Here is a 14,086-nt window from a genome sequence, read left to right on the forward strand (position 1 = left end):
CAAACGCATCTACCCGTTCCACGCAGCGCCAATACGGTGTGCCGCGTCACTGGCGGAAACCGGAGCTCCGCAACGGCTTCCGAGGGGCCGATGATCAGCGGGCGCGAAGGGGGCGTCGAGATTCGAGTCGAGCCACTGGACGAAACCGCATGTGAGGTGTGCCACACTCGGGGGCAGGTCGAATGGGTGCTGACGGCTCCCGGGAGCTCACGGATCGCACAGACGAGGGACGCATGAAACGAATTCAGTTCGCCCGGTCGCGACGGAGTCGGGCAATCGCGCTGGCCAGCGCGCCACTGGTGGCCGCCACGTTGTTGACCGGCTGCGGCAGTGAAGGCGGTCCCCCGACGTTGACGTGGTACATCCTGCCCGACAACGGCGGCTCGGCGACGCGCGCGCAGGAGTGTGCGGACGGCTCCGGCGGCGCGTATCAGGTGCGCATCGAATCGCTGCCGAGCACCGCCACCGCGCAACGCGAGCAGATGGTCCGACGTCTGGCGGCGGGTGACACCTCGATCGACGTCGTGAGCCTGGACGTGGTGTTCACCGCCGAGTTCTCCAACGCCGGCTTCCTGCGCCCTTACACCGCCGAGGAGACCGCGCGCCTCACGGCCGGGATGCTGCCCGCGCCGGTGGAGACCGGGATGTGGGACGACAAGCTCTTCGGCGCGCCGTACAAGTCCAACGCGCAGCTGCTCTGGTACCGCAAGTCGCTGGCCGCGGCGGCCGGAATCGATCCCACCAGCGACACCTTCACGTGGGACGAGATGCTGAAAGCCGCTGTGCAGCAAGGCAAGAAGATCTCGGTTCAGGGTCAGCGGTATGAGGGCTACATGGTCTGGATCAACGCGCTGGTGCTGTCGGGTGGCGGTGAGGTACTCCAAGACGTCGAAGCCGGCCGCAACGCCAAGCCGGCGCTGGCCAGCCCCGCCGGCGACAAGGCCGCCGAGATCGTCGGCAACCTGGCCCGCTCCACCGCCGCGGCACCCGACCTGTCCAACGCCGCGGAGGAACAGGCCCGTGCCACGTTCCAGTCCGAGCAGGGCATGTTCATGCTGAACTGGCCCTACGTGCTTGCGGCCGCGCGCAGCGCCGCAGAGGAGGGCACGCTCGCCCAGGAAGTGGTCGACGACATCGGCTGGGCCCGCTACCCCAGGGTCTCCCCCGACCGGCCCAGCGCCCCGCCGCTCGGTGGAGCCAACCTCGGTGTCGGCGCCTACTCCAAGCACCCCGAGCAGGCGGTCGCCCTCGTCGAGTGCATCAACGCCGAGGCGAAGGCCACCAAGTACATGCTCGACGAAAGCGAGCCTTCGCCGTACGCCGCGTCCTACGACGACCCAGAGATCCGTTCGGAGTACGCCAACGCCGATCTGATCAGGGAATCCATCGCCGAGGGCGGTCCCCGTCCGCTGACGCCGTTCTACACCGACGTCGCGGGCGCGGTCACGCAGACGTGGCACCCGCCGGCATCGGTCACCAACGAAACCCCCGAGAGGACAGACCAATTCATGGCTGACGTGCTGGCGGGGAGGCGACTGCTGTGACCGCGGTGCAGACTCCACCCGTCGAGAAGCAACCGGAGAAGGCGGCCGTCAGTGCCCGGGTCCGCGGCGAGCGTCGGCTCGGTCTCTACCTGACCCTGCCGTCGTACATCGTGATGCTGCTCGTCACCGCCTACCCCCTGGGTTACGCACTGGTGTTGTCGCTGTACAACTTCCGGTTGACCGACCCCGACGGACGCAGTTTCGTCGGGCTGACCAACTTCGGCGTCATCCTGACCGACCCGGTGTGGTGGAACGACTTCGTGACCACCTTGGCGATCACCATCGCCACCGTCGCAGTCGAACTCGTCCTCGGCTTCTGGTTCGCGTTCGTGATGCTGCGCATCATCCGCGGCCGCGGTCCGCTGCGTACCGCGATCCTGATTCCCTACGGGATCGTGACGGTGGTGTCGGCGTTCATCTGGCGCTACGCATTCGCCATCGACTCGGGGTTCGTCAACCAGTGGATCAACCTCGTGGACTTCGACTGGTTCGGCGGTCGTTGGTCGGCGATCTTCGTGATCTGCCTGTCCGAGATATGGAAGACGACGCCGTTCATCTCGCTGCTCCTGCTCGCCGGTCTTGTCCAGGTTCCCGAGGAGATGCAGGAGGCGGCCAAGGTCGACGGGGCGACGGCATGGCAGCGCTTGCGCAAGATCACGCTGCCGAACATGAAGGCCGCCATCATGGTGGCGCTGCTGTTCCGCACGCTCGACGCCTGGCGCATCTTCGACAACCCCTACGTGATGACGGCCGGTGCCAACAACACCGAGACCATCTCCTTCCTGGCCTACCGGCAGAACGTCACGCTGGTGAATCTCGGGATGGGGTCGGCGGTTTCGGTGCTGCTATTCCTCACCGTGGTGGCCATCGCGTGGATCTTCATCAAGGTGTTCAAGACCAACCTGTCACAAGTCAGGGGTGACCAGTGAACAGCGCCAAGAGCACCCGCCGGTGGACCATCGCCGGCATCGTCATCGTCCTCTACAGCTTCTTCCCGCTGTTGTGGATGATCAGCCTGGCCTTCAAGCCGCCGTCGGACATCGTCTCGGGCACTCCGCAGTTCCTGCCGAGCACGTTCACGCTGGACAACTTCGCCCAGATCTTCAGCAACCCGCTATTCACCCGCGCCCTGATCAACTCGATCGGCATCGCGGTGATCGCCACGCTCATCTCGGTCGTCATTGCGATGTTCGCGGCGTATGCCATTGCGCGACTGGAGTTCCGGGGCAAGAAGCTGTTGTTGTCGCTGGCGTTGGGCATCGCGATGTTCCCGCAGGCGGCCCTGGTCGGCCCCCTGTTCGACATGTGGCGCGGACTAGGCATCTACGACACCTGGCTCGGGTTGATCATCCCCTACCTGACCTTCGCCCTGCCGCTGTCGATCTGGACCATGTCGGCGTTCTTCCGGCAGATCCCGTGGGAGATGGAACACGCCGCCCAGGTCGACGGCGCTACCGCATGGCAGGCGTTCCGCAAGGTGATCGTGCCGTTGGCGGCGCCAGGGGTGTTCACCACCGCGATCTTGACGTTCTTCTTCTGCTGGAACGACTTCCTGTTCGCCATCTCGCTGACGTCGACCGACAGCGCACGTACCGTGCCTGCGGCGTTGGCGTTCTTCCAGGGCGCCTCGTACTTCGAGTCACCGGTGCCCTACATCATGGCCGCGTCGGTGATCGTCACCATCCCGGTCGTCATCCTCGTCCTCGTCTTCCAACGCCGCATCGTCGCCGGGCTCACCTCCGGCGCAGTGAAGGGATAACCATGGCAGCAATCACCATGCGCAACATCGTCAAGAAGTACGACGACGGCTTCCCCGCCGTCAACGACGTCAGCATCGACGTCGCCGACGGCGAGTTCATGATCCTCGTCGGCCCGTCGGGCTGCGGGAAGTCCACCCTGCTGCGGATGATCGTCGGGCTGGAGGACATCACCTCCGGCGACATGATCATCGGCGACACCCGGGTCAACGACAAGGCCCCTCGCGACCGCAACCTGGCGATGGTGTTCCAGAACTATGCCCTCTACCCACACCTGACGGTCTTCGAGAACATCGCCTTTCCACTTCGGCTGTCCGGCAAGTACTCCGATGAGGAGATCCGCAAACTCGTCACCGACGCCGCCGACACGCTCGAGCTGGGTGAACACCTCGATCGCAAGCCGGCCAACCTCTCCGGCGGGCAGCGTCAGCGGGTGGCGATGGGCCGCGCGATCGTGCGCCAAGCCGACGCGTTCCTCTTCGATGAGCCGTTGAGCAACCTCGATGCCAAGCTGCGCGGTCAGATGCGCACCGAGATCCTGCGGCTGCAGCGCCGCCTCGGGGTCACCACCGTCTACGTCACCCACGACCAGACCGAAGCCATGACGCTCGGTGATCGGGTCGCGGTGCTGAAGAAGGGCGTGCTGCAACAGATTGCGAGCCCGCGGGAGCTCTACGACCAGCCGGTCAACCTGTTCGTCGCCGGCTTCATCGGGTCACCGCCGATGAACTTCGTGCCCGCGCACGTCAATGGCAACGAGGTCGAGCTCCCGTTCGCCACGATCCCGCTGCGCGACGAGTGGCGCGAGTCGCTCGAGGACGACAAGGTCTACATCGCGGGTATCCGGCCCGGCGCCTTCGAGGACGCCGAGTTCGTGGACGAGAGCAAAAAGTCCCGCGGCGTCACCTTCGACGTCACGATCGACGTGATGGAATGGCTGGGCAACGAGCAGTACGCCTTCGTTCCGTTCGAGGCAACCGCCGAGATCAGTTCGCAGCTGGCCGAACTCGCCAGCGAGCTCGACAGCGAGCACATGCGGACGCAGATCTGCGTCGAGCTGGATCCGCTGAGCCGCGTACGTGCGGGGGATCAGGCAACGCTGTGGCTCGACGCCGAACGAATCCATCTGTTCGACCCGGCGTCCGGTGACAACCTCACCCGGGTGAGCGACACGTCCGGGCGGCACGCCGCCCCCGCCGCGGGCTAGCCGGGCGGCCGCCGAGGTGGCCGCACCGGAGCTGCGGCTGCGCGCGCCCGCTCCCGGACTGCTGTCCCTGCCGTGGGAGCGGCCGCTCGCCGAGTGGCTGGCGCCCGAACAGCCGTTGCGGGACATGGCCGTTGGGCCCAGCAGGCACCTAGTCAAGTTCGTCGAGTGCGATGGTGCGCTGTGGGCGCTCAAGGAACTGCCGCCCCGCATCGCCACCAGGGAGTACGACGTCCTGCGCCAGCTCGAGGGCATGCGGCTCAACGCCGTTCGGCCGGCAGGGGTGGTGCGCCAACCCGACTTCGACACCTCGATCCTCCTGACGCGGTACCTCGTCGGCTCCTGGCAGTACCGGCGACTGTTCCTGCGGTTGCCGCCCGATGCGCCCAAGCAGCGCGCCCGGCTGCTCGACGGCATGGCGTCGCTGTTGGTCGAACTGCACCGCCACGGCGTCTTCTGGGGCGACTGCTCGCTGGCCAACACGTTGTTCACCCGGGACGGTCAGGTGTTGCAGGCCTCCCTGGTAGACGCCGAGACCAGCGAGGTTCATCCCCACCTGTCAAGCGGTCAGCGGGAGCTCGACGTGGACGTGACGGTGGAGAACGTGGCGGCCGGGCTGATGGACGTCGCGGCCCGCATCGACGGGGGAACGTCGTTGCGCGATCAGCTGATTGGTGAGGCGCTCAGCCTGCGGGCCCGCTACGAGGGGCTGTGGGAACTGCTGCACGCGGAGCCGGTGTTCGGCTATGCGGATCGCTACCGGGTCGAGGGCCGAATCCGCAAGCTCAACGAGCTGGGCTTCGCGGTCGACGAGGTGTCGCTGCAGCCGACCGATGCCGGCGCGGACCAGCTCCGGTTGCACGTCGCGGTCGGTGACCGTCGCTTCCACGCCACCCGGTTGCGCGAGCTCGCCGGTCTGGACGTCGGCGAGGGACAGGCCACGCATCTGTTGGGCGATCTGCACGCATACCAGGTGCAGCTGTGCCGCGACGCCGGGCACGACGTCGACGAGCGCACCGCCGCGCAACTGTGGGTGATGGAGCTCGTCAGACCGACGATGCACCGGGCCCATGCGGCGGTCGGGCACACCGGCACCGCGATCCAGGCGTACTGCGATCTCCTAGAGGTGCGCTGGCTGTTGTCGGAGCAGGCCGGTCACGACGTGGGCACCGAGCGGGCGCTGATCGCGTTGGCGGGCAACGTCTTACCCCCGGACTCCGCGGCGCAGTTGCTGGTGGTGGAGACGCCCGACGGCGACGACTAACCTCGCGCGATTTCGGCGCGCTAACCGTCGCTGAGCGAACGTTTGCGCGCCGAAATCGCGTTGTTGAAGAGCGCCGCCGCGCCCACCAGACCGGCGTTGCCACCGAGTTCGGCGGGCACCACGCGCAGGTCCCTGATGAAGTCGAGCCCCGCATAGTGTGCGAGCGCCTCGCGCAGCGGGTCGAACAGCAGCGCACCGGACTTAGCGACGCCCCCGCCGATGACCACCAGGTCCAGATCGCACACCGCCGCCACCGACGCAATCATCCTCGCGAGCGCGTACCCAGCACGATAGAAGGCGCGAAGCGCAGTGACGTCACCCGCGTTGGCCGCGTCGGCGAGTTCCTTGGCATCGGCTCCTGGCGGTGCGGCCCAACCGTTCTCGCGCGCCCAGCGGGCCAAGTGCGGGCCCGACGCGACGGTCTCGACGCAGCCGTGCCCGCCGCAGGTGCACAGCGCACCGTCGAGCTCGACGACGACGTGGCCGACGTGCCCGGCGTTACCGGTCCGCCCGTCATACGGTGCGCCGTCGAGGACCAACCCGCCACCGATGCCGGTGGACACCACCATGCCAAGCATGAACTGCGCATCGCGGCCCGCGCCCCGCCACCGTTCACCCATCGCCATGCACAGGCCGTCCCCGCCGAGCCGTACGGGCAGGCCGGTTGCCGCAGCGACCCGGTCGACGATCGGAAAGCGTTGCCACGCCGTGATGTTGATGGGGCTGATCGTGCCGCTCGGCAGGTCGATGGGTCCGGCGGATGAAATCCCCACACCCGTCACCGCACCCCCGGCGGCCGCCATCGCCTCGGCGAGCAACCGTTCGACGACCGCCCAGATGGCCTCGGCGTCCTCGCGGGGTGTCGGCAGCTGCGCATGGTGGAGCAGGTTCCCGTCGGGGTCGACGAGTCCGACGGCGATCTTGGTGCCACCGATGTCCAACGCCAGGGTGCTCATCAGTGCTTGTGGGTGTTGTCGGGTTGCCGCGGGTCACCCGGATGTTCGTACCCCGGCGCCAGGTGCACCAGCTCCGCGCGGCGCGCGTCGAGCCACCGGCGGAACTCCCGCCGCCGGGCCGCGGCCAGCAGGTGGTCGGTGATGTCGTCCCGAACGTCCTCGAGGGCGGCCTCGAGGCGACGGCCGCGCCAGCCGCCGCTACCGGGTGCGCGTCCGCCGAAGCGAAAGGGGTTGCGGCGGTGGTACTCCGCGATCTCGTCGTCGCTGACCCGGACGGCCGACGTGACGTGGACGAACAGGGCCCTGGCGAGTGCGTCCTCGAGGGCCGATGCCGCCACGCTGCCGATCTCGAGCCGGGCCGCGGCGTCGGGCAGCAGCGCGTCCTCGGTCGGAGCACCGTCGGCCACCACACTCGCGGCCACGGACTCGGCGGCCACCACCCGCGTCGTGACCAGCACCTGGGTGAGCCAGCGCCGCAGCTGACGTCCCTCGCTGGTACCCGGTTGCGGCAGGGCACTGGCCAGCCGGCTGGCCCGCAGCCGGTCCTCGTTCGCGTCGACCTCGCTGGCGAGCACCTCCGCGCCACCGACCGTCGCCACCACGCGGCTCATCGCACGACCACCTTCACCGCCGGTGAGTAGACGAGGTCCCCGGCGCAGGCCGCCCGGATCAGCGCCCACCACTCGCCGGGTGGCAGCCACGCGGGTGGGGTGACGTCGAACACCAGGTCGACCGTGCCGCGGGCCGGCAGTTCGGCGCCGATGATGTTGGGACCCATCCACTCCCACGTCCCCCACGGGCTGATGAGATGCGCCTCGACGGTCAGGGCGGCGTACGCGTCGGTGGCGACGGTGATGCCTATCGTCGCGGTCTCACCGGCCGCCAGCTCGACCGGCTCCGGGTCGGTGATCAGCCGGAGCACCCGGTCGTCGGTGGCGCCGACTCCGATGATGCAGACGTCCTCGACGACCTGGCGCCAGGACGCGGGCAGTGCGCTGCCGGTCACGCCGAGCTCGGCGCGCAACGGGTAGAGACCCGCCGCGGTATCGGGCGGCATCGTCACGTCGACGATCGACTCGAGGAAGTCCCCCGGCGGCAGCATGAACGACAGATCGTCCGTCTCCACCGTCCACCCCGGCGGGCAGACGAGCCGCACCTTGCCGTGCAGCGGTACGTCTGTGACGTCGCTGACGGCGGTCAGCGCAAGCTGCACGGGGGCGTCGGGGTCGACGGCCAGTTGATGCGGGTGCAGGTGCGCGACCGCAGGCAGACCGCCCAGGGGCGCGGGTCCGCGATTGTGCAGCCAGTATCTGGCGTAGAGCGGTTGCGCCGGTTCGGCATCCGGGGCGAGTGTCGTGTCGGTGGCCTCGAGGACCCGCGGCAGGTTGAGCTGCAGGCCGAACGTGGCAATCTCGTAGCCGTGCAGGGTCAGGCCGCCCCGTTGGTCGGCGAGCGGCTGCTCGATCAGGTCGAGCCGCTGGGGATCGGAGACGGTGCGCAGACCCGATCGGATCACGACGTCGGCTGCGCCGCCCCGGGTTTCGACCAGTCGCAGCGCGATCCCGTCGTTCGCGTCCACGCGTCGACCACTGCCGCCCGCGGTCGGGTTGCCCAGGGCCTTCAGCGCGCCGAGGGCCACCACGCGAGCGGGTTCGATCTCCAGGAGGGCGCCCCACGGGGGCAGGCCGCCAGTCGAGGGGTCGTGCTCGGCGGCGACCACCAGGAGCGGATGGTTGAATTCGGCGCTGCGCGAGGGGATGTCCGCGTCGCGCCAGTCTCCGTTGCCGCAAGCGAGCGCGTAGTCGAAGGTGTGCGTCCAGTGCTGCAGCTGGAAGTTCGAGCCGTCAGGCGCGGTGCGTCGCGGCGGGTCGATCCAGGTGCCGGACGGCCAGCCCGTGCACGACCGCATGAGCGACGTGTGCAGGGTGCCATCACCGTCGACGGCGAAGCTCGGCACGCCGCGATTGACCACGGCGACGGTGCGATCCTCGAAGTCCTCGAGATCGTCTGGTGCCGCCTGGTCGACGTGGATCTCGGCGCCGGCGAGATCCTCGATCAGCGCGGCCACGGCGGCCACGTCGACGACCAACACCGGGAGGGCGTCGACGGCGCGCAGGTCCGCCCCGGGGACCCACACCTCCTTGAGCGAGCGGGCCGCCGGAATCCACGTGCGCTCAGCGGGTTCGGTGACCTCCCCCAGAACGGCTGCGCTGAAGGCATTGACCTCGGGGCCGCCGACGGAGATCCGGACGTCGGGCAGATTCGAGTCGACGCTGAGGTCGCCGTAGCGGGCCGACTCCGCGGTGGTGCAGGTGGCGGTTACGCCCGCCCGCGCGAGGGCGACCATCAGCTCGCGGACCAACGGGTCGGTCTCCCCGCCGGGTGACACCACCTCGGCGACCGAGATCGCCCGGGCCTGCCCGCCGGAGCCGGTGAACCGCACCCGCACCATCGATGACAGCCCGAACCAGCCGTACGCGGGATTGTCCAACGTCGAGGGGTACTTCTCCGCGTCGACCGCCCGGGTCGATCCGCGGTCGTGGGTCAGCCCGAATCCTCGGCCGATCACGGCGTCGCCCACCTCGCTGACGGGCATGGCGCCCGGCACGGGACAGGGCCACCGCAGCCGCAGCAGCCGGTCCGCGCCGGTGAAGCCGTCGATGGTGGTACGGCAGTCCACCCGGTCGAGCCCACTCCACAACGTGACAGTCTGCTTGTAGGTCAACAGGTTTCGGATGCGACCGGTGACGACGATGCGTTCACCGAGCGCGCTGCGGTAGCGCTGCATCGAGGTGGCCCGCTCACTGGCCGACGTCGTGACGGGGCCCTTGGGCAGGAGGTGCCACGGCCCCTCCCCCGCCTTCGGATGCGCCGAATACTCGTCGTAGACGGCGAGTTCGTTGCCCACGCGGCCGTCCGCGATCAGCTCGCGACCGTCGGCGATCAGCGAGGACACTCCGCCGCCGCGGGCCCGGTCGACGCGCAGGCGATGGTGCTCGTTGGCTATCCCGTCACCCGGCATCGGCTCCCACCGCGAGGCCGCCTCGCCGCCGACGAACCGGTAGGACCGCCAGCCCAGTGACGGGACGTCCCGCGCCAGCCAGCTGATCGAATGCCCGTCGTCCTCGCTGAGCACGGGTACCGCTTCACCGTCCGAGTCGACGACTGCCCCGTCGAACGGCACCTCGAACCTCATCGTCACGATGTCGGTCCGGTTGTGCGCCAGCGGGTTCCACACCACCGCCGAGCCGTCTACCGCCGAGGACAGCAGGCGCAGCGCGGTGTCACGGGCCTCGCGTCCGAGTTCCCACGCGTCGCGCCAACCGGTCAGCAGGTCGAGGTACACCTGATCGGACTCCGACCCGGTGATGGCGTCGTGGTGTGCGCCGTAGGCCAGCTGCACCCACGCCTTGGCCAGCGCGGCCTCGGGGTATGTCGCGCCGGTGAGCACGCCGGCGAACACGGCGAAGCGCTCGGCCTCCAGCACGGCGTTCTCCGCCGCGCGGTTGGCCTGCTTCGTGTCGATGTAGGACACGTCCTTGCCGGTGTAGATGGGATTCATGTCGCGGGTCTGGGGTGACGGTGCCGCACCACGCTCGTCGAGCTCGGCCCGCACCGCGGTGAAGAACTCGCTCGGCAGCGCGCACACGAATCGCGGCCAGGTGTAGCGCGCGTTCCAGTCGCGGTGGATCTCGGTGACCCACTTGTTCGGTGGCGTGTAGTCGGTCCCGACGGGCAGCAGCACGTTGCGGGTCAGTGCGACCTTCTTCATCTTCGCGAACAGCTCGTAGGTCGCACGTTCGGCGTCCTCGAGCGAGGCCGACGAGTCCATCCACCAGCCGGCGGCGTAGTGGGCGGGCATGTAGTGCGTCAGCAGACCCCGCCCCGACGGTGCCATCCACTCGAACTCGCTGGCGAACTGCATGCGTTCGGGGTCGCCGTCACCGGCCATCGGGCCCCACTGATGATGGGGACCGCGGGCCCACGAACTCGACGTCAGCCCCGCATCGGCGGCCATGCCGGGGAACTGCGGGTCGTGGCCGAAGACGTCGAGCTGCCAGGCCGTGGCCGGGTCGGCGCCCATCACGTCGCGCTGAAAGCCGATGCCGTGCACGAAGTTCCGAATCGCCGTCTCGGGACTGGTGAGGTTGGTGTTGGGCTCGTTGTAGGTACCGCCCATCACCTCCACGCGGCCTTGCGCGATCAGCCGACGCAGATCCTCGCGGTCCTCGGGGTTGGTGTCCCAGTACGGTTTCAGATAGTCGACCTCGGCCAGGACGAACTTGTATTCCGCTTCCCGTCTTGCCATTTCGAGGTGGGCGTTGACGAGCTCGAACCCGTTGGTCTGCCTGCACGCGCCCGGCGGGTCCTCGGTCCAGACGCTGGTGTACGCCGCCTGGGTGTTCCACCACACGGGGTCGTAATGGAAGTGGCTGACCATGTGCATCGTCCACCCGGGTTCGGCGACGACGAAGTCGAACTCGGAGGTGCTTCGACCGACGACCAACTCGGCGCGCCGTCGCTCGCCGACGACGGGCTCGGATACGCGCACCGGGACTTCGACGACGCGGCCGCGGGGGGTCGCGATGACCTCGCCGACCGTGTGCAGTCCCGGCCCCTCGATGCGTACCGGCGTGGGGTGGGAGCAGAAGCGGTAGGACACCCGAACCACTTGGAGCGGTTGGTCGGCGGGTCCGGTGAAGAGCTCCGTCGACTCCGCCGAGGTGACGTGCATCCCGCCACCCTACGTGCGGACCCCACCTCCCCGTGAGCAGACGCAAAAGGCCCTCCTCCTCCCCCGCGAGCAGACGCAAAGGGCCCTCAATCGGCACAAACGAGGGCCTTATGCGTCTGCTCGCGGTAGGGCGCGGAGGAGGCGCTCGGCCACCTCCCGCACTGCGGCGACGACCTCGGGCGGCTCGAGCACCTCGAACTCGACGCCGGGCAGCGCCAGCCAGGGCACGATCCGGACCGGGTCGTCGGCGCCCGCGGTGACGATGCACGCGTGCGGGCCGTCCGCCTCGATGTCGGCGGACGCGTCCGAGAACGATTGCGCGACAACTTCCTTGGAGGCCTGATACCGGACCCGCGCGACGTAGCGGTAGGGGGAGGCGGTGATGGCCCGCCGCACGTAGCGGGCGGCGTCGGGTGCCTCCCGCGGTCTGAACGTGGACCCGCGCGCCACCACGTCGGCCATCCGGTCCAGCCGCAGACTGCGCCAATCCTCGCGGTCGCGGTCGAAGCAGAGCAGGTACCACCGCCTGCCGGTGGTGACCAGCTGGTAGGGCTCGAGCCGCCGTTGCGTGGTGTTCCCGTCGCGGTCGACGTAACCGGCGCTGACGTGTTCGTGATCGCGGCTGGCCCGCGCCAGCGTCATCAGGACGTCGGGGTCGACCAGTTCGTCCGATTGGCCCGTCGTGAGCGTGGTGGTCGCGTCGTGGACGGCGGCGACCTGCGACCGCAGCCGCGAGGGCATCACCTGATCCAGTTTGGTCAGGGCCCGCAGCGCGGACTCGCCGACGCCCGCCACGCTGCCACCGGCCGCCACCCGTAGACACACCGCCATCGCGACGGCCTCGTCGGGGTCGAGCAGCAGCGGGGGCAGGGCCGCTCCAGCGCCCAGCTGGTAGCCGCCACCATGCCCCTTGCTCGCATGCACCGGGTAGCCGAGATCGCGAAGGCGTTCCACGTCGCGCCGCACACTGCGCCCCGTCACGCCGAGTCGGGCGGCGAGCTCGTCGCCCGACCACACCCGCCGTGACTGCAATAGGCCCAGGAGTTGCAGCACGCGACCGGTGGTCGTGGGTTCTCGATTCCCGTAACCTCCGGTCATCGTCTGACCCGTACGAACTTGAGCTTGCTCATCTCGCTGTCATGGATTCTTTCTCATTCGCGTGTCATTTCCTCGGGAACTCTAGAGTGGCGCCTTTGAATTCGTCACGGTGAGTAGATGCCGGGCTGCTGAGCTATTCCCTGGCCGTCGGCGCCGATTGAGGTAGATGAGGTGCTGCACCCACCGAAGGCCGTCAGGGGGAGGAAACGACTTGGTTGCGGCCGCCGGACTTGGCCGAATACATGGCGGCGTCGATGCGCCCGACGAAAGCCGCGATGCTCTCGCCGGGGCGCCATTGGCCGACACCAAAGGAGATCGTCACCGGATGTGATGCCATCCGAGGGCTGCTCTCAACGGAGGTACGGACCCGGTCGGCGAGGGGCAGGGCATCCTCGAGCGGGGTGTTCGGCAGGAGGATGAGGAACTCCTCACCACCCCAGCGAATGGCAGTGTCGCTGCTTCTCATGCCGCGGCGAAGCGTCGCGGCCACGGATTGCAGGACATCGTCCCCTACTGCGTGCCCAAGATGGTCGTTGATCCGCTTGAAGTGGTCGATATCGCCCAAGGCCACACTGACCGGCGCGTTGGACTCCGCTGCCTGCTGGATTTCGATATCGAGGGCGACCTGTCCGGAGCGTCGGTTCAGCAGTCCGGTCAGCGCATCGATATCGGCCATTTCCTGCAAGGCCATCTGTTGCTCGACCATGTGGGTGATGTTCGGCGCGATCGCCACATAATGACCGTTGGGGTCGTGATGCCCGATGAGGCTGGAGATGCTGAGGTCTACGTGCAGCCGTTGCCCCGTGGCCAGTTCGAAGGACACCACGCCGTGATAGGGGTTGCCCTGCCTAAGAACTCGTCGGATGTGGGGCTCCGCCCAACCATCGGCGGTTCGCGGCCGCAACTCGAACGCTGACCGCCCGAGAAGGTCTTTTACGGGGCGTCCAAGTTCGCGACCGAAGGCGCTGTTGGCGAAGACGATCACGAAGTCCTTGTCCGTGACGATCACCGGATCGGTCGCCGCGTTCAGGGCCTCTGCGAGCAGGCTGCGCTCGCGTTCTGCGGCAAAGCGCGCCGTGATGTCCTGCTGGATCGAGACGTAGGACACGATCGAGCCGTCGACACCGGAAACGGGTGAAATGTTCCACTGGACAACGTAGGCCGAGCCGTCCTTGCGGTAGTTGACCGTGCTGCCCTCGAAGAACTCCCCCGCCCGGATCTTGCGACTTAGATCATCAATGACTCGCCGATCGGTGTCGGGCCCCTGCAGGATGCGCGGAGACTTGCCTATCAACTCATCTTCCGGATACCCCGTCATCGCGCAGAAGGCCGGGTTGCCCCGCTGGATGAAGGGCCCGCCGTCGAAGTCGGCGTCGGTAATGACCATCGCATTGTAAAGATGCTCGAAGGCAGCCTCGAGCAACTCTTCTGCATGGCGATTCGGCTCCGCGGCTTCCCGTCTCATGACGCCCTCCTGCCAGGAGGCTAGGCGCAGACCTGCCGTCGCGGCGGCAAATCGGCGACAGCA

General features: G+C 68.2%; 10 protein-coding genes. 5 read left to right on the forward strand and 5 right to left on the reverse strand.

Annotated features, from left to right (window positions below):
- The first annotated feature begins 233 nt into the window (after positions 1 to 233).
- Genes QUE68_RS23760 through QUE68_RS23780 form a run of 5 tightly spaced genes read left to right on the forward strand, consistent with a single transcriptional unit; the run spans position 234 to position 5,769 of the window.
- Positions 234 to 1,544 carry an extracellular solute-binding protein gene (locus QUE68_RS23760; protein ID WP_284228735.1) on the forward strand — a complete coding sequence of 437 codons (1,311 nt, stop codon included), beginning with the start codon at positions 234 to 236 and terminating at the stop codon, positions 1,542 to 1,544.
- Entirely contained in the window at positions 1,541 to 2,473 is a 933-nt protein-coding gene (locus tag QUE68_RS23765; RefSeq protein WP_284228736.1) for a carbohydrate ABC transporter permease, read from the forward strand. Before QUE68_RS23760 ends, QUE68_RS23765 begins: the two co-directional genes overlap by 4 nt.
- Positions 2,470 to 3,303, forward strand: a complete 834-nt coding sequence (locus QUE68_RS23770) for a carbohydrate ABC transporter permease (RefSeq protein ID WP_284228737.1) — start codon at positions 2,470 to 2,472, stop codon at positions 3,301 to 3,303. Before QUE68_RS23765 ends, QUE68_RS23770 begins: the two co-directional genes overlap by 4 nt.
- Positions 3,304 to 3,305: 2 nt before the next feature.
- Positions 3,306 to 4,508 carry an ABC transporter ATP-binding protein gene (locus QUE68_RS23775; protein ID WP_284228738.1) on the forward strand — a complete coding sequence of 401 codons (1,203 nt, stop codon included), beginning with the start codon at positions 3,306 to 3,308 and terminating at the stop codon, positions 4,506 to 4,508.
- A 16-nt stretch (positions 4,509 to 4,524) separates the two neighbouring features.
- Positions 4,525 to 5,769 carry a DUF4032 domain-containing protein gene (locus tag QUE68_RS23780; RefSeq protein WP_284228740.1) on the forward strand — a complete coding sequence of 415 codons (1,245 nt, stop codon included), beginning with the start codon at positions 4,525 to 4,527 and terminating at the stop codon, positions 5,767 to 5,769.
- 20 nt (positions 5,770 to 5,789) lie between these two features.
- Here the strand turns inward: QUE68_RS23780 and QUE68_RS23785 are convergent, their stop codons facing one another.
- From QUE68_RS23785 to QUE68_RS23805, 5 genes are all read right to left on the reverse strand, one after another.
- Positions 5,790 to 6,725 carry an ROK family protein gene (locus tag QUE68_RS23785; protein ID WP_284228741.1) on the reverse strand — a complete coding sequence of 312 codons (936 nt, stop codon included), beginning with the start codon at positions 6,723 to 6,725 and terminating at the stop codon, positions 5,790 to 5,792.
- The gene (locus QUE68_RS23790) at positions 6,725 to 7,336 is read right to left on the reverse strand and encodes a DUF7158 domain-containing protein (protein ID WP_284228742.1); all 612 of its coding nucleotides are present in this window, start codon (positions 7,334 to 7,336) and stop codon (positions 6,725 to 6,727) included. Before QUE68_RS23790 ends, QUE68_RS23785 begins: the two co-directional genes overlap by 1 nt.
- On the reverse strand, positions 7,333 to 11,460 hold the full coding sequence (locus QUE68_RS23795) for a glycoside hydrolase family 38 N-terminal domain-containing protein (protein ID WP_284228743.1): 4,128 nt from the start codon (positions 11,458 to 11,460) through the stop codon (positions 7,333 to 7,335). The genes QUE68_RS23790 and QUE68_RS23795 overlap by 4 nt, the downstream gene beginning before the upstream one ends.
- 108 nt (positions 11,461 to 11,568) lie before the next feature.
- Positions 11,569 to 12,558 carry a helix-turn-helix transcriptional regulator gene (locus tag QUE68_RS23800; RefSeq protein WP_284228744.1) on the reverse strand — a complete coding sequence of 330 codons (990 nt, stop codon included), beginning with the start codon at positions 12,556 to 12,558 and terminating at the stop codon, positions 11,569 to 11,571.
- 193 nt (positions 12,559 to 12,751) lie between these two features.
- Positions 12,752 to 14,023, reverse strand: coding sequence for a sensor domain-containing diguanylate cyclase (locus QUE68_RS23805; RefSeq protein WP_286274548.1), 1,272 nt, complete (start codon positions 14,021 to 14,023; stop codon positions 12,752 to 12,754).
- Between the last annotated feature and the right edge of the window lie 63 nt (positions 14,024 to 14,086).

The organism is Mycolicibacterium sp. TUM20985, from assembly GCF_030295745.1.
Taxonomy (GTDB): Bacteria; Actinomycetota; Actinomycetes; order Mycobacteriales; family Mycobacteriaceae; genus Mycobacterium.